The sequence below is a fragment of the Pilimelia anulata genome (assembly GCF_014647895.1).
GTDB classification, from domain to species: Bacteria; Actinomycetota; Actinomycetes; order Mycobacteriales; family Micromonosporaceae; genus Pilimelia; species Pilimelia anulata.
On the sequence record NZ_BMQB01000005.1, the window covers coordinates 183725 to 204818 of the forward strand.

Here is a 21094-nt window from a genome sequence, read left to right on the forward strand (position 1 = left end):
GGCTGCATTGCTGGCCTCGTCGGTCTGGCGGGGTGCCCGGAGTGTCACGTACTTCAACCGCGGGCTCGTGCTCGGCGGGGCCGCCACCGGCGTGCTCCTGCTGCTGCCCGCGGCCGTCGCGCAGGCCGCCCTGCCGGCGGGCTGGCGCTGGGCGCTGCTCGGCGCCCTGGTGCTGGTCTGCCTCGGCTGCGACACCGTCCTGCCCTGGCGGCTGCCGCAGAACGGACGGCAGGTACCCAGCTCGATCATCGTCGAGACGGACGGGTCGGGGGCGCTGCGGTTCGGCTTCGAGATGGGTACCGGGCTGCGCACGTTCATGCCGAGCCACGTGCCGTACGTCGCGCTCGGGGTGGCCCTGCTCGTCGCGCCGTGGTGGCTGGCGCCGGCGGTCGGGGCGGCGTTCGGCGCCGGCCGGACGGTGATGGTCCGGGCCTCGGTCGGGTCGGGCGACCCGTCGGCGTGGGACGCGGCGTACCAGCGGTACCGCCCGCTGCTGCACGCGCTGGGCTGGGGCGCGGCCCTGGCCTGCCTGGCCGCGGCGTGGTGGTCGGCCGGCGGCTGACGGCGACGCGCTGATCCGGCCGCGCGGCGGCACGTCGGCCGGGGTCAGGCGCCGTCGGCGGGTGGTCGGTCCGACAGGCGGCGGTGGGCGTCGTCCACCCGGATCGTGCGGCCGGTGGCGTCCAGGTGCTCCAGCAGGGGGATCGCCACCCGGCGGCTGGTCCCCCAGGCCAGGCGGGCGGCGCTGGCCGTGAACGGCTGCGGCAGCTCCGCCAGGCGGGCGGCCGCCGCCGCGGGGGCGGCCGGGCCCAGCACCACCCCGCCCGGCAGCCGCAGCAGCAGCCCGGCCCGGGCCGCGGCGGCCAGCTCCCGGCCGCCCAGGCCCAGCGCGGCCAGCCGGTCGGCGGCCGGCGCGGCGAACGGCGCGTCCGCCAGCCCGGCCAGCAGCGCCGCCACCGCCGCCCGGACCGGCTCCGGCAGCCCGGCGTCGCCCGCGGCGATCCGCCCGCCCCGGCGGACCAGCGGCGGGGCCACCAGCGCCCCGGCCACCTCCGGGGCGACGCCCAGCGCCGCCGCCGCGGCCTCCACCGGCATCGCCGGGTGCAGCGGGTTCCCGGCCGCGTAGGCCGCCACCGCCGCGGCCAGCCGCCCGCGCAGGGCGGCCCAGTGGGCCGGGTCGGCGTACCAGTCGCCCGCCGCCGGGGTACCGGGCGGGGTCACGCCCATCGCCCGCAGCTCGGCGCCGCGGCGCAGGCCGTGCGCCGCCAGCAGCGCGGCGCCGTCGGGGACCCCGCCGGCCAGCGCGGCGGCGCGGTCGGCCGGGCGGTGCCGGCGGTCCAGCGGCGGCGGGCGGACGTCCAGCACCACGACCCCGACGATCGCGTGGCTGCCGGGGTCCCGCCAGAGCGCCCGGTCGCCGACCCGCAGCGGCAGCGGCCGGGCGAGCCGCAGCCGGGCGAGGTCGGGGGCGAGGGCGCGGGCGTGCACCGGGACCGCGGCCGACCCGACGTGCAGCATCCCGTCCCGCCCGATCCGCTCCCGCCCGCCGCCGCGGGCGGTGCGGCCGGGCCGGGTGTCGTCCGGGGCGGGGTCGAGGCGGACGTCGACCGTGTCGGCGGTCAGCCAGGCGCCCGGCGTCAGCAGCGCCAGGCCGCGGCGGGCCGCGGCACGCGGTACCCCGCGCAGGTTCACCGCCACCCGCGCCGCCGCGGCGACCGACTCCCGGGCCGCCCCGAGCGCCTGCAACCCGCGGACCCGCACCGGCACGTCGCCGAGCAGCAGGGCGTCGCCGACCCGCAGCGTCCCGCCGGACAGGGTGCCGGTGACGACCGTACCGGCGCCGGCGATCGTGAACGCCCGGTCCAGCCACAGCCGCACGTCGGCCGCCGGGTCGGGCGCGGGCAGGCCGGCGGCCAGCCGGTCCAGCGCCGCGCGCAGCTCCGGCAGGCCGGCGCCGGTGCGGGCGCTCACCGGTACGGCCGGCACCCCCGCCAGCGACGTACCGGCCAGCGCCGCCCGCGCCCCGGCCAGCGCCGGCCCGGCGTCGGCCAGGTCGGTCTTGGTGACCACCAGCAGCCCGTGCGCCACCCGGAGGGCGTGCAGGGCGCGCAGGTGCTCGTACGACTGGGCGCGCATCCCCTCGTCCGCCGCGACCACCAGCAGCGCCGCCGGCGCCGGCCCCACCCCGGCCAGCATCGTCGGGACGAACCGCTGGTGCCCCGGTACGTCCACGAACGCGATCGGCCCGCCCGCCGCCGGGTCGGTCCAGGCGAACCCGAGGTCCAGGGTCAGGCCGCGGCGGCGCTCCTCGGCGAGCCGGTCCGGGTGGGTCCCCGTCAGCGCCTCGACCAGCGCCGACTTGCCGTGGTCGACGTGCCCCGCGGTCGCGACGATGTGCACTAGCCGCCCAGCTCCGCCAGCGCGGCGGCGAGCGCGGCGTCGTCGGCGGGCGGGACGCTGCGCAGGTCCAGCAGCAGCCGGCCGCCGCTGACCCGGCCGAGGACCGCCGGGTCCCCCGCGCGCAGCGGCGCCGCCGCGCCGGCCGGCAGCGCCAGCGCCACCCCGGCCAGGACCACGCCGGGCGCGCCGCCGCCGCCGACCGTGGCGTCGGTGTCCACGATGGCCACCCCGGCCGCGGCCGGGCCCAGCCCCGCGAGCAGGGCCGCGGCGCGGTGCCGGAGGGAGGCGGTGTCCGTACGCAGTCCGGCCGCGACCGGCGGCGGCGGGCCGGTGAGGGTGGCCTCCAGCGCGGCGGCGGTGAGCTTGTCCACCCGCAGCGCCCGGGCCAGCGGGTGCCGGCGCAGCGCGGCGACCAGGTCGGCCCGGCCCAGCAGCAGGCCGCACTGGGGGCCGCCGAGCAGCTTGTCCCCGCTGGCGGTGACCAGCGCGGCGCCGGCGCGCAGCGCGGTGGCGGCGTCCGGCTCGTCGGGCAGCAGCGGCTCCGGCGCGAGCAGCCCGGACCCGATGTCGTACACCACCGGCGGCCCGAGCGCGGCCAGCTCGGCCACCGACGCCTCGGCGACGAACCCGGTCTGCCGGAAGTTCGACGGGTGCACCTTGAGGATCAGCGCGGTGTCCGGGCCCAGCGCGGCGGCGTAGTCGGCGGCCCGGGTGCGGTTGGTGGTGCCGACCTCGCGCAGCCGCGCACCGGCCGCGGTCAGCAGGTCCGGCAGCCGGAACCCGTCGCCGATCTCCACCAGCTCGCCGCGGCCGACGACGATCTCCCGGCCGGCCGCGAGCGCGGCGGCGGTCAGCGCGAGGGCGGCGGCGTTGTTGTTGACGACGTGCGCGTCCGCGGCGTCCGGCACGGCGGCCCGCAGCGCCGCGACCGCGGTCCGCGCGCGGGGCGCCCGGCGGCCGGTGGCGAGGTCGAGTTCGATGTCGACGGTACCGGCGGCGGCGTCCACGGCCGCCCGCGCCGCCGCGGACAGCGGCGCCCGCCCGAGGTTGGTGTGCACGAGGACGCCGGTCGCGTTGATCGTCGGCCGCAGGCCGCTGGCGTACCGGGGGAGGGCGGCCAGCGCGGCCCCGACCACCTCGGCCGGGGCCAGCGCCCCGGCCCGGGCGCGGTCGGCGGCGGCGGTGACGGCGGCCCTGACCAGCGGGCGGCCGAGCGCGGCCAGCGCGGCGGCGAGCCGCGGGTCGGCGAGGACCGCGTCGGTCCGCGGGATGTCACGCCGCGCGTCCATGCCCCACTCCTGCCTCCCCGTCCGCCGGTGCTCGCGGCCCGGGCGTCCGACCGGGCCACCGCGGCGGCCGTCGGTGCTCGCGCGCGGGCGGCGGGCGCGGTGGCGGAGGTGGACGGGAATCGAACCCGCCGGCGACGCCGCGCGCCGCCCACCGGTGTTGAAGACCGGGAGGGCCACCAGGCACCCACACACCCCCGGCGCCATCCTAGCCACGACCCCCGGCCGGGCGGGGTCCGTCGGCGGGCGCCGACCGGCCGCCCCGATCCGTGCGGCCGCCGCCTCCATCCGTGCGGCGCCGACCCGCCGCCCCGGCCCGCGCGGCCCCGACCCGCCACCTCGGCCCGGGGCGCCGGCGGGTGGCTAGGGTGGGCCGATGGTGCGGTTGACGCAGTACGCCCGCGGCGGCGGGTGCAGTTGCAAGCTGCCGGCCGGCGAGCTGGAGCGCCTGGTCGCCCCGCTCGGCGGCGGCGGGTCCGACGGGGTGCTGGTGGGGCTCGCGTACGGCGACGACGCCGCCGTCGTCCGGACCCCGGGCGGCAGCCGGGCCACCGTGGCCACCGCGGACTTCTTCGCCCCCGTGGTCGACGACCCGTACGACTTCGGCCGGATCGCCGCCGCCAACGCCCTCTCCGACGTCTACGCCGTCGGCGGCGAGCCGCTGGTCGCCCTGAACCTGCTGAGCTGGCCCCGCGAGACCCTCCCGCTGGACCTGGCGGGCGAGGTCCTGCGCGGCGGCGCCGCGGTCGCGGCCGAGGCCGGCTGCCCGATCGGCGGTGGGCACAGCATCGACGACCCCGAGCCGAAGTACGGGCTGGCGGTGACCGGCACGGTCGACCCGGACCGCCTCCTCACCCTCGACGCCGCCCGCCCCGGCCTGCCGCTGTCGCTGACCAAGCCGCTCGGCGTCGGGGTCCTCAACTCCCGGCACAAGGCCACCGGCGAGGTCTTCCCGGAGGCGGTGGCGTCGATGACCGCGCTCAACCGCGACGCCGCCCGGGCGGCGGTGGCGGCCGGGGTGCGCAGCGCCACGGACGTGACGGGCTTCGGCCTGCTCGGCCACCTGTACAAGCTGTGCCGGGCCAGCGGCGTGGGCGCGGTGCTGGACGCGGCGGCGGTACCGCTGCTGGCGGGCGCCCGGCGGGCGGTCCGCGACGGCCACGTCTCCGGCGGCACCCGCCGCAACCTCGACTGGGTCACCCCCCACCTGGACCCCGGCACCGCGGACGAGGAGACGGTCCTCCTCCTGGCCGACGCCCAGACCTCGGGCGGCCTCCTCCTGGCGGGCGGGATCCCGAACGCCCCGATCATCGGCGAACTGATCGCGGGCCCGCCCCGCATCCACCTGCGCTGACCGCGCCCGGCCGCGGCCGGTGCCGGGATGGGTCAGGGCTGGTCGTCGGCGAGGTGGCGGTAGGCCGTGCGGAGGATGTCCACCAGCGGGATGTGGCGGACCCGGACCGGGGGCGGGTCCAGTGCGCGCAGCAGGAGTTCCGGCGGGGCCGAGGACGGGATCGTGAGGCGCTCGCGCAGGCGGGCCACCGACACGTCGCCGGAGTAGAACCGCGCGACGTCCACCGGCGGCTCCGCCGCCGCGCCCACCGCCCGCTCCCCGCCGGCAACACCGCCGCCGGCCGCGCCCGCGCCACCCGCGGCATCGATCGCCCGGTCCGCCGAGCCGCCGCCCGCATCCGCGCGCAGCGCCGACAGCAGCGTCGCCCGGTCGCGTCCCCGCCAGGCCAGCACCAGGAACGGGTCGTCGTCGAACGCCTCCGCCAGCAGGTACAGCACCGCCGACAGGTGCTTGCACGGCCAGCCCGGGTCGGGGCAGGAGCAGGCCATCGCCAGCGTGTCGGGGAACAGCGGCGCCCCCACCGCGTCGAACACCTCGACGATCTCCGGCGGCATTTCGCCGGCCAGCAGCGCCGCCCGGTACACCGCCCGCCCGGCCAGCTCGTCCCGGACCGCCGTCCAGACCGCGTCGTCGAGGACGTCGATCCGGATCGCCACCCGGTACGGCTGCGGCCGCGAGCCCTGCACCAGCCCCTCGACCAGCCCCGGCGCCACGGTGTAGTCGCGCACCTGCCCCTGCCGCGCGTACGCCCGCCCGCGGGCCAGCCGCCCGCCGTCGCACAGGGATTCGAGCAGGTCCACGAACCGCCGCGACCACCAGTGCTCGCCCAGCGACCCGCGCCGCCCGCGGGCCCGGATGCCGCCCTCGACCTTGATCGGCTTCCCGGCCGCGAACCAGCCGTCCGGCCCCACCGGCATCACGCCACCGCCGCCGGGTCGAGCCGGAGCAGGTCGCGCAGGTCGTCGGTGGACAGCTCGGTCAGCCAGTCCTCGCCCGCCCCGATGACCTGCTGGGCCAGCGCCTTCTTCTTCTCGATCATCTCGTCGATCCGCTCCTCCAGCGTTCCCACGCAGACGAACTTGCGGACCTGGACGTTGCGCCGCTGCCCGATCCGGAACGCCCGGTCCGTCGCCTGGTCCTCGACCGCCGGGTTCCACCAGCGGTCCACGTGGATGACGTGGTTGGCCGCCGTCAGGTTGAGGCCGGTACCGGCGGCCTTCAGCGACAGCAGGAAAATCATCGGTTCGTCGTCGGCCTGGAAGCGGGCGACCAGGGCGTCGCGCTGCGGCTTCGGCAGGCCGCCGTGCAGCCAGAGGACCGGGCGGCCGAGGTGGGCTTCGAGGTACGGCCGCAGCAGCGACCCGAACGCCGCGTACTGGGTGAACACCAGCGCCTTGTCCCCCTCCGCCAGCAGCTCGGCGGCCAGCTCCTCCAACCGGGCGAGCTTGCCCGAGCGGCCGGCCAGCCGGGAGCCGTCGCCGAGCAGGTGGGCGGGGTGGTTGCAGACCTGCTTGAGCTTGGTCATCGCGGCGAGCACGTTGCCCCGCCGGTCGATCCCGGTGGTCGAGGAGATCACCGCGAGCATCTCGTCCACCACGGCCCGGTACAGGCTGGCCTGCTCCGGCGTCAGCCGGCACCACTCCTTCATCTCCGCCTTCTCCGGCAGGTCGGAGATGATGCTCCGGTCGGTCTTGAGCCGGCGCAGGATCAGCGGGCCGGTGGCCCGGCGCAGCGCCGCGGCGGCGTCCTCGGCGTTGGCGGCGGCGGTCTCGATGGGGCGCTGGTACCGGTCCCGGAACACCCGCGCCGGCCCGAGCAGCCCGGGGTTGCAGAAGTCCATGATCGACCACAGCTCGGCCAGGTGGTTCTCGACCGGCGTACCGGTCAGGGCCAGCCGGGTCCGCGCCGGGATCGCCCGGACGGCGCGGGCCTGCCGCGCGGCGCTGTTCTTGATCGCCTGCGCCTCGTCGCAGACGACCCGCTCCCAGGCGTGCGCGCGCAGCGCGTCGAGGTCGCGCAGCGCCGTGCCGTACGTGGTCAGCACCAGGTCGTGCGCCGCCACCGCCGCGGCCAGCCCGTCGCCGCGCTGCCGGCCGGCGCCGTGGTGCACGTACACCCGCAGGTCCGGGGCGAACCGGGCCGCCTCCCGCTCCCAGTTGCTGACCAGCGACATCGGGCAGACCAGCAGCGTCGGGCCGACGGCGCCGGCCTCCCGCCGGTGCAGCAGCAGGGCCAGCGTGGAGATCGTCTTGCCGAGGCCCATGTCGTCGGCGAGGATGCCGCCGATGCCGACCCGGCTGAGGAAGGCGAGCCAGGACAGCCCGCGCTGCTGGTACGGCCGCAGCTCCCCGGCCAGCGCCCGCGGCGTCGGCGTGGGTTCGAGCCGGGCGTCGAGGGTGCCGGAGAGCAGGTCGCCGAGCATCCCGTCGGCGTCCACCTCGGTGATCGGCAGGACGTCCTCGCCGCCGGCCACCTCGCGCAGCACCTCGCCGACGGACATCGTGCCGCTGCGCCGCCGCTGGAGCAGCGCGAGCGCGGCCGAGAGCTGCCGGTCGTCCAGCTCCACCCACTGCCCGCGGACCCGGATCAGCGGCACCTTCTGCGCGGCCAGCGCCGCCAGCTCCGCCTCGCTGACCGCCTGCCCGCCGAGCGCCAGCTCCAGCGAGAAGTCGACCAGCTCGCCGCCGCCGACCCCGCCGGCCGCGACCGCGCCGGGCCCGGCCGCCGACCGGCTGCGGGCGGTCAGCCGTACGCCGAGGCCCGTGCGCCCGGCCCAGGCCGGGAGCTGTACGCCGAAGCCGGCCGCCCGCAGCAGCGGCGCGCTGTCCCGCAGGAACTCGTGCGCGCCCGCGGTGTCCGTCGTCCACGCCGCGGGCGCCGGCTCGCGCAGGACGGCGTGCAGCGCCGGGAACAGCCGGACCGCCCGCCCGAGCCCGGCCAGCAGGACCTCGTCCGGGTGCGCGGGCAGCCCCGGCGGCCGGGCGCCCGCCCACAGGTCGGCCGCGGGTACCCACAGGCTCGGGTCGTCGACCGACTGCAACGCCCACTCGACCCGCCAAACGTCCTGGTCAGCGGGGTTATCCACAGAGTTATCCACAGGCTCCGGGGCGGTTGTCCCCGGGGGCTCGGTGAGCCGGAAGCAGAGCCGGCTGCCGGTACCGTCGGCGTGCGCGGCGTCGTACCACCGGCGCAGCGGCCGGGCCAGCCCGTCGGCCGCGTCCCGGTCCAGGTCGAGGGCCGCGTCGTCGGCGGTGAGCGCCCACAGCCACCGGTCCGCGGCCTCGGCCCGGGGGCCGGGGCGGGCGCCGCGCAGCAGCCGGTCCGGCCAGGCGGTCCGGGCGGCGGCGTCGACGAGCGCGCCGAGCGCGTCCGCCAGCGCCGCGCCGACGCCGGGCGGCGGCTCGCCGGCCGGGGCGAGCGCGGCGCAGGCGCCGGGCATCGCGGCGAGCAGCTCGGTGTACGCGTCGGTGTCGGCGCCGGTGCGCACCGGCCGCCAGCGGGCGGCGTACCGGTCGCCCTCGGCGACGAGCTGGGGGAGCAGGCGGCCGCGCCGGACCAGCGCGCACGCGTACCCGGCGAGCACCGCGAGGTACCGCACCGACCCCCCGGCCCGCCACGCCACCGCGCCGTGAGCCGCGGCGCCGGCGTGCGGCCCGCCCGCGCGGGCCGGATCGTCCGCGGCCGGGCGCCGGGCGTCCGCCGGTCCGCGTTGGCCCGGCTCGGCGGCGTCGGCGGGGTCGTCGGGGTCGAGGTCGGCGAGCAGGGCCAGGGCGTCGGCGGCCGGCAGGCTCACCGTGGGGACCAGCCAGGCGGCCGGGCGCGGGGTCCGGCCGGCGTCGGTCCGGGCGCTGTCCGGCGAGGGCGCCGGACCCGACCGGAAGCCGGGCAGGTGGGCGACGTGGGCGCCGGGCTCGCCGACCCCGAGGGCCGCGCGCAGCACCTCGGCGGGCGCGGCATGCGGATGCGCCCGCGGTCCGCGCCGCCCCCGCCGCTTGCCGCCGCGTCCAGCCGGCCCGGCACCGCCGTCCTGCCGACTCGCCGCCGGCCCGGCAGCGGACATGTCCCCCGTCGGTACGACGGCGTCGGCCTGTTCGCCCGCCGTCGTACCGGCGGGCGCGTCGAGATCGGCGGCCGGTGGGCGGTCGTCCTCGGCCCACAGCGTCAGCCGCGCCCCGACCCAGGCCCCGTGGACTGTGAGCAACCCGCCGCCTCCCGCCGCTACCGGCGGGCAAGTCTAGCCACGCGCACCGACAACCGGCCGGCGCCGCGCGCCGCCCGGCTACTGCTCGGTCAGCTCGTTCAGCGTGTGCAGGTCCTCCGGCGTCGGCTCCCATGCGCCGGCGGTGACGTTCGCCCGCACCTGCTCCGGCGTCGTCGCGCCCGCGATCACCGAGGTCACCGCCGGCTGCGCCGCGAGCCAGCCCAGCGCCACGTCCAGCAGGGTCAGGCCGCGCTCGGTCGCGTACTTCTCCAGCGCCTCGATCGTGTCCCAGGGCGCGGCGGCGAACCGGGTCGCGTACCGCGGCCGGGCCAGCCGGGAGCCGGTCGGGGCGGGCTCGTGCCGGCGGTACTTGCCGGTGAGCAGGCCGCTGGCCAGCGGCCAGTACGGCAGGAAGCCCAGCCCGTAGTGCGCGCAGGCCGGGATCAGCTCGGCCTCGACCTCCCGGTGCAGCAGGTTGTAGTGGTCCTGCGCGCTGATGAACGGGCTGCTGCCGCGCTCGCGGGCGGTCCACGCGGCGTCGGCGAGCTGCCAGGCGGCGAAGTTGGAGTGCCCGACGTACCGGACCTTGCCCGCCCGGACCAGGTCGTCCAGCGCCGCGAGCGTCTCCTCGACCGGGGTGGCGGGGTCGGGCTCGTGGAGCTGGTACAGGTCGATGTGCTCCGTACCCAGCCGGCGCAGCGAGCCCTCGACGGCCCGGACGACGTACCGGCGGGCGCCCCGGGCGCCCCGGTCGGCGCCGTTGAGGTCGCCGACGCTCATCCCGAACTTGGTGGCGATGACGGCGTCGTCGCGCCGGCCGCGCAGGGCCGCGCCGAGCAGCTCCTCGGACCGGCCGGGCGGGTCGCCGTACAGGTCGGCGGTGTCGAACAGGTTGATCCCGGCCTCCAGGGCGGCGCCGACGACGGCGTCGACCTCCCGCGAGTCGAGGCCGGCGCCGAAGGCGTTGCACCCGACCCCGACCACCGAGACCACCAGGCCGGACCGGCCGAGCCGCCGGTACCGCAGGCCCGGCGCCCGGGCGGCGGCGCCGGCCGGGCTGTCGGGGGTGAGCCGCTCGTCGATGCTCGTCACCCGTCCGAGCATAGGCGGCCGGGCGGGACAACGGCCGCATACCGCCCGCTCCGACCGGCCCGGACCCCGGCCCGGCGTGATTTCCGCCGCAGCCCGGCGCCCGGGCGGCGGGCCCGCCGGGCGGCCGGGTCGTAGGCTCGGGGGCGTGAGTGCGTCAGTGAGCGTCGTGGTGGGGTCCGACCGGGGTCGCGGACGGGACATCGACGAGATCCTCCGGCGGGGGGCCGACGGCGGGCGGATCACGCCCGACGAGGCCCTGCGGCTCTATACCGACGCGCCCCTGCACCCGCTCGGCGAGGCGGCCGACGCGGTGCGCCGGCGGCGGTACCCGGACGGGGTCGTCACGTACCTGATCGACCGCAACATCAACTACACGAACGTCTGCGTTACCGCCTGCAAGTTCTGCGCGTTCTACCGGGCGCCGAAGCACCGCGAGGGCTGGTCGCACCCGACCGAGGAGATCCTGCGCCGGTGCGGCGAGGCGGTCGAGCTGGGCGCCACCCAGGTGATGCTGCAGGGCGGCCACCACCCGGAGTACGGGGTCGAGTACTACGAGGCGCTGTTCGGGGCGGTCAAGGCCGCGTACCCCCAGCTCGCCATCCACTCGATCGGCCCGAGCGAGATCCTGCACATGGCCAGGGTGTCCGGCGTGTCCATCGAGGAGGCGGTCGTCCGGATCAAGGCCGCCGGCCTGGACTCGATCGCCGGCGCCGGCGCCGAGATGCTGCCGGACCGGCCGCGGCGGGCGATCGCCCCGCTGAAGGAGTCCGGCGCCCGCTGGCTCGAGGTCATGGAGGTCGCGCACGGGCACGGCCTCGAGTCCACGGCCACGATGATGATGGGCACCGGCGAGACCAACGCCGAGCGGATCGAGCACCTGCGGATGATCCGGGACGTGCAGGACCGCACCGGCGGCTTCCGCGCCTTCATCCCGTGGACGTACCAGGCGGAGAACAACCACCTCAAGGGCCGCACCCAGGCGACCCGGCTGGAGTACCTGCGGCTGATCGCCGTCGCCCGGCTGTTCTTCCACAACGTCGCCCACCTGCAGGCGTCCTGGCTGACCACCGGCAAGGACGTCGGCCAGCTCGCCCTGCACATGGGCGTCGACGACCTCGGCTCGATCATGCTGGAGGAGAACGTGATCTCCTCCGCCGGCGCCCGGCACCGGTCGAACCTGCGGGAGCTGATCTGGATGATCCGCTCCGCCGACCGGATCCCGGCCCAGCGGGACACCCTGTACCGGCGGCTCGCCGTGCACCGCACGCCCGCCGACGACCCGGACGACGCCCGGATCGTCTCGCACTTCTCCTCCATCGCCCTGCCCGGCGGCGGCCGCGGCGAGCCGGCCGCGGGCCCGCCCGCCGCCGCGCCCGCCGGGGCGCGGACGCTGCCGCTGGTGGAGGCTGCCCCGTCCGAGTGACGCGCCGTCCGTCCACGGGCGACAACGCGCTGGTAGACCGGGTCCGGATCGGACATTCCATATCGCTTGGTGCGCGAACGGGCGCTTTGCCTCGTTACGCCCTATGACGCACTGCTGCCGCTGCCGCGGCGCGCGTCGTAGGGCGAGCAACCGGGAGTGTCATGAAACCGTCCACCCGCACGGCGCGATTCGTCGCCGCGGCGCTGACCGCCACCGCGGCGCTGACCGTCGGCGCCGGCGCGCCGGCCGCCGCGGCGAACCCCGCCGACCTGGCGATCACGGTCGCCGGCACCACCCTGGCCGCGGGCGTGGCCAGCAAGGTCGCCGACGTCACGGTCCTCAACCGCGGCCGCCGGACGGCGACCGGGGTCACCGTCGCCTTCGACCTCGGCCGGCTGGACCAGCACAAGGTCGCGGTCAGCGTGCCGGACCCGCGGGCGTGCCGCACGCAGGGCCCGTACCTGTACTGCCGGGTCGACGACGTGCGCCCCGGCGGCGCGCTCGACCTCGCCGTCACGCTGCGCCACCTGACCGGCAGCGGCACCGCCGGGCGGCTGCGCGTCGGCGTCGTGCACGACGGCGTGGACGGCCGGCGGCGCAACAACGTGGCCAGCACGCCGGTGCGGGTGGGCGGCTACGGCGCCGACCTGTACGCGTACGCCCCCGACGCGCCGTACGACCGCAGGCGCGGCAGCACCGGCGCCGTCCGGCCGGGCCGGCAGGCCGAGCTGCACTACGTCGTCGGCAACGCCGGCAGCGCGCCGGCGACCGGCTTCATCGTCCGGATCGTGCTGCCCCGCGGCGCCACCTTCGCCAAGCTGTACAAGGCGTGCACCTACGACGGGAGCCGCCGGTCGGCCTTCTGCGTGTACCCCGACCTGGCCCTGGCGCCCGAGGGGCGGCGCGGCAAGGCCCCGTCCCGGCTGCGCTTCCGGGACGCCGTGGCAGTCTCGGGCAAGCTGTCCGCGCCGCGCTGGCTGGTCGGCGGCCGGGTCTCGGTGACGCCGCTCGGCGCGCCGGCCGCGGCGACCGACGACGCGGCGGTGCGCTCGCTGCGCCGGCTGCCCGACACCGACCGCACCGACAACGTGGACGAGATGGTCATCCAGGTCGGCTCGGCGCCGGCCGGCGGGACCGGCGGCGGGCTGGTCCGCGAGCTGCCGCTGACCGGCCGGGACGACGCGCCGCCGTTCGCGCTGACCGGGCTGGGGCTGCTGCTGATCGGGCTGGGCCTGCTGCTGTCGATCCGCCCGCGGCCGCGGCACCGCCGGCCGCTCTGACCGGCTGCCGTGCGAGAGTACGGGGCATGAGCCGGGCCCGACTGGACAAGCAGCCGCACGAGGTCGCCGCGATGTTCGACGGCGTGGCCGAGCGGTACGACCGGACCAACACCCTGCTCTCGTTCGGCCGGGACGCCGGCTGGCGCCGGGCCACCCGGGCCGCGCTCGGCCTCGCGCCCGGCGACCTGGTGCTGGACGTCGGCGCCGGCACCGGCGTCTCCACCGCGGAGCTGGCCGCCGCGGGCGCGCACGCCGTCGGCGCCGACCTGTCGCTGGGCATGCTGCGGGTCGGCAAGCGGACCCGGCCGGCGCTGCCGCTGCTGGCCAGCGACGCGCTGCGGCTGCCGTTCGCGGACGCCACGTTCGACGCGGTGACGATCTCGTTCGCCCTGCGCAACGTCGTGGACACCGACGCCGCGCTGGCCGAGCTGCTGCGGGTCACCCGGCCCGGCGGCCGGCTGGTGGTGTGCGAGTTCAGCCACCCGGTGTGGGGGCCGTGGCGCACGGCCTACCTGTCGTACCTCATGCGCGCGCTGCCGGCGGCGGCCCGCCGGGTGGCCAGCAACCCGGACGCGTACGTGTACCTGGCCGAGTCGATCCGCGCCTGGCCGGACCAGCGCGCGCTGGCCGCCCGGATCGCGGCGGCCGGCTGGGGCGCGGTCGGCTGGCGCAACCTCACCGGCGGCATCGCCGCCCTGCACCGCGCCACCCGCCCCCAGCGCCCACCCGCCACCCGCCGCTGACGCCCGCCCCGCTGACGCCGCTCCGTCCCGCTGCCGCTCTGCCCCGCCGGCGTCGTCCGTCCCGCGGCGGCGTTCGGCCCGCCGGCACCCGCCCGCCGTGGATGCCGCTGCCGTGTCAGCCGGCCGAAATTTCCCGCCCGATTCGCTCGAAAAGAGCCTGATCGGTACGCATCTGCCCGGGGTTCCCGGCTGCTGCCACCGGGTATCCATGGACTTGTTACGGGACGGTTGCAGGGAAACCGGTACATAACGGAGTTTCCGGTTCTAGGGTGACGGAGAGCCGGGAAGACCAGGCGCGAAGGGGGCGACGACATGACCACCGCTGTGGAGCAAGTGGCGACGCTGGGCGATCAACTCCGACTGCTCTCCGCCGAACGGCCGGAGCTGGCGCAGCAACTGCTCGCGGATCTCGTACAGGCCGTGGACGACACCACCGACGGCGCGCTGAGCGACCGGCTGGACGCCGACGCGCTGGCCGGGTTGGGCATTTCGCCGAGTTAGGTTCACCTAACACCTGCATGGTGTAGGGGCCGGTTTTAGACTGCCCTCCGAATGTGCTTGTGAATACTTTCACGAGCCCCGGACAACGGGCCCGGGCCGGTACCGCCGGCCCCGGGACCGCCCGGAGTAGACGAGGCGGAGGTGCAGTGGTGACCCCGACTGTCCCGACACCGCGCTCCGGTGTGGCGTACGACGCCGACGTGATCGTGGTGGGCGCCGGCCCCGGCGGTTCCGCGGCCGCGTACCACCTGGCCACGCACGGCGCCCGGGTGCTGCTGCTGGAGAAGACGCACTTCCCGCGCGAGAAGGTCTGCGGCGACGGCCTCACGCCGCGGTCGGTGCAGCAGCTCATCCGGATGGGCGTCGACACGACGGCCGACGGCTGGGTGCCCAACCGCGGCCTGCGCGTCATCGGCGGCGGGCTGCGGCTGGAGCTGGACTGGCCGGACCTGGCCAGCTTCCCGCCGTACGGCCTGTGCCGGACCAGGATGGACTTCGACGACATCCTGGCCAAGCGGGCCGTCGGCGCGGGCGCCGACCTGCGCACCGGCGTCACGGTCACCGCCCCGATCCTGGACGGCGCCGACCGCGTGGTCGGCGTGCTGGCCGAGGGCGAGGGCAAGGAGCCGCTGGAGTACCGCGCGCCGCTGGTCGTCGCCGCCGACGGCGTGTCCGGCCGGCTCGCCCTGGCGCTCGGCCTGGAGAAGCGGGACGACCGGCCGATCGGCGTGGCCGTCCGGCAGTACATCCGCAGCGCGGCCCGCACCCACGACGACTACCTGGAGTCGTGGCTGGAGCTGCGCAGCGCCGAGGCCGGCGAGGGCGTGCTGCTGCCCGGCTACGGCTGGCTGTTCGGCCTGGGCGACGGCCGGGTCAACGTCGGCCTGGGCGTGCTGAACAGCAGCGCGGCGTTCGGCAAGACCAACTACCGGCACATGCTGCGCGACTGGCTCGCCACCACGCCGCCGGAGTGGGGCCTGGCCGATCCGGACAACGCGGACGGCAAGGTCCTCGGCGCCGCCCTGCCGATGGGCTTCAACCGCACCCCCCACTACACCAGGGGGATGCTGCTCGTCGGCGATTCCGGCGGAATGGTCAACCCGTTCAACGGCGAGGGCATCGCGTACGCCATGGAGTCGGGCGAGATCGCCGCCGATATCGCGTTCACCGCGCTGGCCCGCCCGGCCGGCCCGGCCCGGGAGCGCGCACTTCAGGCGTACCCGGCGGAGTTGAAGGTGCGATTCGGCGGGTACTACCGATTGGGCAAGATCTTCGTCGACCTCATCGGCAACCCGGAGATCATGCGGATCTGCACCCAGCACGGGCTGCCGCATCCGACACTGATGCGGTTCGTACTGAAACTCCTGGCCAACCTGACGGACACGCGCGGCGGGGACGCGATGGACCGGATCATCAACGGGCTCACCCGGCTCACGCCGGCGGTCTGAGGCGGAAGGACGATATGTCGCTCTCGGCGTACGTACCGATTCTGGGGCTGTTCGCCCTCGCGGCGGGCTTCGCGCTGTTCTCCCTCGGTACCTCGCTCGTCGTCGGCCCGAAGCGGTACAACCGGGCGAAGCTCGAGGCGTACGAGTGCGGGATCGAGCCGTCCCCCGAGCCGGTCGGCGGCGGCCGGTTCCCGATCAAGTTCTACCTGACCGCGATGCTCTTCATCGTCTTCGACATCGAGATCATCTTCCTCTATCCGTGGGCCGTCTCGTTCAACGCGCTGGGCCTGTTCGGGTTCGTGGAGATGGTTCTCTTCATCGCGACCGTGTTCGTGGCCTACGCGTACGTGTGGCGCCGCGGCGGTCTGGACTGGGACTGACACATGGGCCTCGAGGAGAAACTGCCGAGCGGCATCCTGCTGACGAGCGTCGAGCGGGTGATCAACTACGCGCGCAAGTCGTCCACCTGGGGCGCGACCTTCGGGCTGGCCTGCTGCGCGATCGAGATGATGGCCGCCGGCGCCCCCCACTACGACCTCGGGCGGTGGGGCATGGAGGTCTTCCGGGCCTCGCCCCGGCAGGCCGACCTGATGATCGTCGCCGGCCGGGTGAGCCAGAAGATGGCCCCCGTGCTCCGGCAGATCTACGACCAGATGACCGCGCCGAAGTGGGTGCTGTCGATGGGCGTGTGCGCCTCGTCGGGCGGCATGTTCAACAACTACGCGATCGTCCAGGGCGTCGACCACGTGGTGCCGGTGGACATGTACCTGCCCGGCTGCCCGCCGCGGCCGGAGATGCTCATCGACGCGATCCTCAAGCTGCGGGAGAAGATCCTGTACGAGCCGATGGGCGCCAACGGCCGCAAGATGGCCGCCAAGCGCGAGGCCGAGGGCCGGGTGCCGGTCGTCCGGCCGGGCACGATGCCGTCGTCGTACCGCAGCGACAAGGGCCGCGCCCGGGAGTGGGAGGCCGCCGTCCGCGAGGGGCGCGAGGAGCAGCTCCGCATTCTCAAGTGGATGGAGCAGGAGCGGCACCTGACCGACGCCGGCCGGTGGACCGACGCCACGGCCGCGCCGGCGGGGGAGGGGCAGCGGTGAGCGAGAACCGGACCACGGCCGACGGCGGCGGCGTCCCCGTCTGGGCCCCGCCGGCCGGCGCCACCGCCGGCGCCCCGGCCGAGCACCCGCCGGCGGTGCCCGCCGGGCGCGGCATGTTCGGCGTGCAGGGCAGCGGCGACACCTCCGGCTTCGGCGGGCTGCAACCGCGCCGGGTCGGCCCGGTGCCGACGGCCCGCCCGTACGGCGGCCCGCCGGAGGCGCCCGGCCAGTTCGACGAGGTGTACGACAGCCTCGCCGAGGCGTTCCCCGGCCTGGACGACGCCGTCGAGTCGGTCGTCGTCGACCGGGGGGAGCTGACCCTGCACATCCGGGCCGACCGGATCGCCGAGGTCTGCCGGACCCTGCGCGACGACGAGGGGCTGCGGTTCGAGCTGTGCAACTCGGTGTCCGGGGTGGACTACCTCGGCGCCGACGAGCGGCGGTACCACGTGGCGTACCACCTGACCTCGATGACGTACCGGCGCCGCCTCCGGCTGGAGGTCGCCGTCGGCGACGACGACCCGCGGGTGCCCAGCGTCACCGGCGTCTACCCGACGGCCGACTGGCAGGAGCGGGAGGCGTACGACATGTTCGGCGTGGTCTTCGAGGGCCACCCGCACCTGACCCGCATCCTCATGCCGGACGACTGGGAGGGCCACCCCCAGCGCAAGGACTACCCCCTCGGCGGCGTCCCGGTCGAGTACAAGGGCGCCGAGATCCCGCCGCCGGACCACCGGAGGTCCTACCAGTGAGCTACGCGACCGAACGCGAGACGACGGAAGGCAAGGTCTTCACCGTCACCGGTGGGGACTGGGACCAGATCGTCAAGGGCATCGACCCGCTGCACGACGAGAAGATCATCGTCAACATGGGACCGCAGCACCCGTCCACGCACGGCGTGCTCCGGCTCGTCTGCGAGCTGGAGGGCGAGACCGTCACCGAGGTCCGCCCGATCGTCGGCTACCTGCACACCGGGATCGAGAAGAACCTGGAGTTCCGCAACTGGACCCAGGGCACCACCTTCGTGACCCGGATGGACTACCTGGCGCCGATCTTCAACGAGACCGCGTACTGCCTGGCGGTCGAGAAGCTGCTCGGGATCACCGACGAGATCCCGGAGCGGGCCACCACCATCCGCGTGCTGATGATGGAGCTGAACCGGATCGCCAGCCACCTGGTCTGGCTCGGCACGACCGGCATGGAGCTGGGCGCGATCTCGGTGATGCTGTACTGCTTCCGCGAGCGGGAGCTGGTGCTGGAGATCTTCGAGATGGTCACCGGCCTGCGGATGAACATGGCGTACGTCCGCCCCGGCGGCGTGGCCCAGGACGTCCCCGAGCCGGCCATCGCCAAGATCCGCGACTTCCTCACCATCCTGCCGAAGCGGATGAAGGAGTACGAGGACCTGCTCTCCGGCCAGCCGATCTGGACCGAGCGGACCAAGGGCGTCGCCGTGCTGGACGTGCCCGGCTGCCTGGCCCTCGGTGTGACCGGCCCGGTGCTGCGCTCGGCCGGCCTGCCGTGGGACCTGCGCAAGACCGCCCCGTACTGCGGCTACGAGACGTACGACTTCGACGTCCCGGTCGAGGAGACCGCCGACGTGTGGGGCCGGTACCTGGTCCGGATGGCCGAGATGCGCGAGTCGATGAAGCTCGTCGAGCAGTGCCTGGACCGGCTCAAGCCCGGCCCGGTGATGGTCGCCGACAAGAAGATCGCCTGGCCGGCGCAGCTCGCCATGGGCGCGGACGGGATGGGCAACTCCCTCGCCCACGTCGCCAAGATCATGGGCGAGTCGATGGAGTCGCTGATCCACCACTTCAAGCTCGTCACCGAGGGCTTCCGGGTCCCGCCGGGCCAGGTGTACCAGGCGATCGAGCACCCGCGCGGCGAGCTGGGCGTGCACGCGGTCTCCGACGGCGGCACCCGCCCGTACCGGGTGCACTACCGGGAGCCGAGCTTCATCAACCTCCAGGCGATCCCGGCGCTCTCCGAGGGCGGCCTGATCGCCGACGTGATCGCCGGCGGCGCCTCGCTGGACCCGGTGATGGGTGGGTGTGACCGATGACGACTGTTTCCGCGACCTCCCGGCAGGTGGTCGGCGTCTCGATCGACGGCGCGCCGCCGAAGCTGGACCGCCTCTCGCCGGCCGCCGCGGCGCTGCGGGCCGAGCTGGGCGCGCGGACCGACGCGATCCTGGCCCGGTACCCCGACGGCCCGCGCTCGGCGCTGCTGCCGCTGCTGCACCTGGTGCAGTCGGTGGACGGGCAGGTCACCCCGGCCGGCGTCGAGTACTGCGCCGCCGTCCTCGGCATCCAGAAGGCCCAGGTCGCCGCGGTGGCCACCTTCTACACGATGTACAAGCGCAAGCCCACCGGCGAGTACCTGGTCAGCGTCTGCACCAACACGATGTGCAACGTGCTGGGCGGCCAGGAGGTGTACGACACCCTCAGCGAGCTGCTCGGCGTCGGCCACGACGAGACCTCGGCCGACGGCCGGATCACGCTGGAGCACGCCGAGTGCCTCGCCGCGTGCGACTACGGCCCGGTGCTGACCGTGAACTACGACTTCCACGACGAGGTCACCCCCGACCGCGCGGTGGAGATCGTCAACGAGCTGCGCGCCGCCGGCGCGCCGGCCCCCTCGCGCGGCGCCCGCCCGTGCTCGCTGCGGGAGATGGCGGTGCAGCTCGCCGGCTTCCCGGACGAGCGCGAGGGCGCGGTCGCCGGCGCCGGCGCCGGCCCGGCCACGCTGCGCGGGAACCTGCTGGCCGACCGGTACGGGATCGCCGTACCGGACTTCGACCCGCACACGCCCATCCGGACCGGCGACGGCAACGCCGCGGCGACCGCCGCCGGGCTGGCCGCCAACAAGCCGGCCAGCGACGCCAAGCCCGCCGGCGACGCCCCCGCGCCGCAGCGCGAGCACCTCGAGGACGCCAAGGAGGCGCGCAAATGAGTGAGCCGAGGCGCGAGGTCGTCGAGAAGCTCACCCCCGTCCTGACGAAGCGGTGGCTGTCGCCGGACGCCTGGCAGCTCGACGTGTACGAGCGGCTGGACGGGTACCTGGCGCTGAAGAAGGCGCTGGCGGTCCAGCCGGACGACCTGATCCAGCTCGTCAAGGACTCCGGCCTGCGCGGCCGCGGCGGGGCCGGCTTCCCGACCGGCCTGAAGTGGGGCTTCATCCCGCAGAACGACGGCAAGCCGCACTACCTGGTGGTGAACGCCGACGAGGGCGAGCCGGGCACCTGCAAGGACCTGCCGCTGATGACGTGCGACCCGCACTCGCTGATCGAGGGCGTGATCATCGCCTCGTACGCGATCCGGGCCAACCGCGCGTACATCTACATCCGCGGCGAGGCCGTGCACGCCGCCCGCCGGCTGCGCCGGGCCGTCGACGACGCGTACCGGGCCGGCTACCTGGGCCGGAACATCCTCGGCACCGGGTTCGACCTGGACCTGGCGATCCACTCCGGGGCGGGCGCGTACATCTGCGGCGAGGAGACGGCGCTGCTGGACTCGCTGGAGGGCCGGCGCGGCCAGCCGCGGCTGCGCCCGCCGTTCCCGGCCACGCACGGCCTGTACTCCTGCCCGACCGTGGTCAACAACGTCGGCACGATCGCCAGCGTGCCGTACATCGTGCTGGGCGGCGCGGCCTGGTGGAAGTCGATGGGCACGGAGAAGTCGTCCGGCCCGATGATCTACTCGCTGTCCGGCCGGATCGCCGAGCCGGGCCAGTACGAGTGCGGGCTGGGCATCACGCTCAACGAGCTGATCGAGCTGGCCGGCGGCATGAAGCCGGGGCACGAGCTGCGGTTCTGGACGCCGGGCGGGTCGTCCACCCCGCTGCTCACCGCCGAGCACGCGGACGTGCCGCTGGACTTCGAGTCGGTGGCCGCCGCCGGGTCCATCCTGGGCACCACGGCGACGCAGATCTTCTCCGACCAGGACTGTCCGGTGTACTGCACGTACCGGTGGATCGAGTTCTACCACCACGAGTCGTGCGGCAAGTGCACCCCGTGCCGCGAGGGCAACTTCTGGATGACCCGGATCTTCCGGCGGATCCTGTCCGGCCAGGGTGCGTACGAGGACCTGGACACCCTGCTGGACGCCTGCGACAACATCCTCGGCCGCTCCTTCTGCGGCCTCGGCGACGGCGCGACCAGCCCGGTCACGTCCTCGCTCAAGTTCTTCAAGCAGGACTACCTGGACTACATCGAGGGCCGCACGGCCCCGCGGCTGAGCGCTAAGGTCCTGGCGGGAGCGCACTGAC

Annotated in this window: 18 protein-coding genes and 1 tRNA gene; 13 read left to right on the plus strand and 6 right to left on the minus strand. The window is 75.9% G+C overall.

The features are described 5' to 3' along the window. Positions 1-7: 7 nt before the first annotated feature. Positions 8-562 carry a hypothetical protein gene (locus IEY94_RS13125; protein WP_189170430.1) on the plus strand — a complete coding sequence of 185 codons (555 nt, stop codon included), beginning with the start codon at positions 8-10 and terminating at the stop codon, positions 560-562. A 44-nt stretch (positions 563-606) separates the two neighbouring features. Here IEY94_RS13125 and IEY94_RS13130 read toward each other — a convergent pair whose 3' ends face one another. The 3 genes from IEY94_RS13130 to IEY94_RS13140 form a co-directional block, all read right to left on the minus strand. Beyond that, positions 607-2400, minus strand: a complete 1794-nt coding sequence (locus IEY94_RS13130; protein WP_189170431.1) for a selenocysteine-specific translation elongation factor — start codon at positions 2398-2400, stop codon at positions 607-609. After that, positions 2400-3689 carry an L-seryl-tRNA(Sec) selenium transferase gene (gene selA / locus IEY94_RS13135; RefSeq protein ID WP_189170432.1) on the minus strand — a complete coding sequence of 430 codons (1290 nt, stop codon included), beginning with the start codon at positions 3687-3689 and terminating at the stop codon, positions 2400-2402. The genes IEY94_RS13130 and selA overlap by 1 nt, the downstream gene beginning before the upstream one ends. Positions 3690-3789: 100 nt before the next feature. After that, positions 3790-3885 (minus strand) — tRNA-Sec (locus IEY94_RS13140). A gap of 177 nt (positions 3886-4062) precedes the next feature. Between IEY94_RS13140 and selD the strand changes: the two genes are divergently transcribed. Further along, positions 4063-5040 (plus strand): selenide, water dikinase SelD, encoded by a 978-nt coding sequence (gene selD, locus IEY94_RS13145; protein WP_189170433.1) that lies wholly within the window; start codon positions 4063-4065, stop codon positions 5038-5040. 32 nt (positions 5041-5072) lie between these two features. On the opposite strand, the gene IEY94_RS13150 is transcribed toward selD, so the two are convergent. The 3 genes from IEY94_RS13150 to IEY94_RS13160 form a co-directional block, all read right to left on the minus strand. Then, a complete protein-coding gene (locus tag IEY94_RS13150) occupies positions 5073-5957 on the minus strand; it encodes an SWIM zinc finger family protein (RefSeq protein ID WP_189170434.1) in 885 nt (294 codons plus the stop codon). After that, positions 5957-9100, minus strand: a complete 3144-nt coding sequence (locus tag IEY94_RS13155) for a DEAD/DEAH box helicase (RefSeq protein ID WP_189170642.1) — start codon at positions 9098-9100, stop codon at positions 5957-5959. The genes IEY94_RS13150 and IEY94_RS13155 overlap by 1 nt, the downstream gene beginning before the upstream one ends. Before the next feature lie 219 nt (positions 9101-9319). Beyond that, positions 9320-10267 carry an aldo/keto reductase gene (locus tag IEY94_RS13160; RefSeq protein ID WP_229783864.1) on the minus strand — a complete coding sequence of 316 codons (948 nt, stop codon included), beginning with the start codon at positions 10265-10267 and terminating at the stop codon, positions 9320-9322. A gap of 235 nt (positions 10268-10502) precedes the next feature. Here IEY94_RS13160 and mqnC point away from each other — a divergent pair, with 235 nt between their 5' ends. From mqnC to nuoF, 11 genes are all read left to right on the plus strand, one after another. Next, complete coding sequence (gene mqnC, locus IEY94_RS13165) at positions 10503-11756, plus strand: cyclic dehypoxanthinyl futalosine synthase (RefSeq protein WP_189170643.1); 1254 nt, start codon at positions 10503-10505, stop codon at positions 11754-11756. 161 nt (positions 11757-11917) lie between these two features. Then, positions 11918-13036 (plus strand): hypothetical protein, encoded by a 1119-nt coding sequence (locus IEY94_RS13170; RefSeq protein WP_189170436.1) that lies wholly within the window; start codon positions 11918-11920, stop codon positions 13034-13036. A gap of 26 nt (positions 13037-13062) precedes the next feature. Beyond that, positions 13063-13779 carry a demethylmenaquinone methyltransferase gene (locus IEY94_RS13175; RefSeq protein ID WP_189170437.1) on the plus strand — a complete coding sequence of 239 codons (717 nt, stop codon included), beginning with the start codon at positions 13063-13065 and terminating at the stop codon, positions 13777-13779. Between the two features lie 312 nt (positions 13780-14091). Continuing rightward, positions 14092-14280, plus strand: a complete 189-nt coding sequence (locus tag IEY94_RS13180; protein ID WP_189170438.1) for a hypothetical protein — start codon at positions 14092-14094, stop codon at positions 14278-14280. 182 nt (positions 14281-14462) lie between these two features. Continuing rightward, on the plus strand, positions 14463-15728 hold the full coding sequence (locus tag IEY94_RS13185) for a geranylgeranyl reductase family protein (RefSeq protein ID WP_189170644.1): 1266 nt from the start codon (positions 14463-14465) through the stop codon (positions 15726-15728). A gap of 14 nt (positions 15729-15742) precedes the next feature. Next, on the plus strand, positions 15743-16108 hold the full coding sequence (locus tag IEY94_RS13190) for an NADH-quinone oxidoreductase subunit A (protein ID WP_189170439.1): 366 nt from the start codon (positions 15743-15745) through the stop codon (positions 16106-16108). 3 nt (positions 16109-16111) lie between these two features. Continuing rightward, complete coding sequence (locus tag IEY94_RS13195) at positions 16112-16825, plus strand: NuoB/complex I 20 kDa subunit family protein (RefSeq protein WP_189170440.1); 714 nt, start codon at positions 16112-16114, stop codon at positions 16823-16825. Further along, positions 16822-17577, plus strand: coding sequence for an NADH-quinone oxidoreductase subunit C (locus tag IEY94_RS13200; RefSeq protein ID WP_189170441.1), 756 nt, complete (start codon positions 16822-16824; stop codon positions 17575-17577). The genes IEY94_RS13195 and IEY94_RS13200 overlap by 4 nt, the downstream gene beginning before the upstream one ends. Then, on the plus strand, positions 17574-18890 hold the full coding sequence (locus tag IEY94_RS13205; protein WP_189170442.1) for an NADH-quinone oxidoreductase subunit D: 1317 nt from the start codon (positions 17574-17576) through the stop codon (positions 18888-18890). The genes IEY94_RS13200 and IEY94_RS13205 overlap by 4 nt, the downstream gene beginning before the upstream one ends. Beyond that, complete coding sequence (gene nuoE, locus IEY94_RS13210) at positions 18887-19780, plus strand: NADH-quinone oxidoreductase subunit NuoE (RefSeq protein WP_189170443.1); 894 nt, start codon at positions 18887-18889, stop codon at positions 19778-19780. The genes IEY94_RS13205 and nuoE overlap by 4 nt, the downstream gene beginning before the upstream one ends. Continuing rightward, on the plus strand, positions 19777-21093 hold the full coding sequence (gene nuoF / locus IEY94_RS13215) for an NADH-quinone oxidoreductase subunit NuoF (RefSeq protein WP_189170444.1): 1317 nt from the start codon (positions 19777-19779) through the stop codon (positions 21091-21093). Before nuoE ends, nuoF begins: the two co-directional genes overlap by 4 nt. Position 21094: the final 1 nt, after the last annotated feature.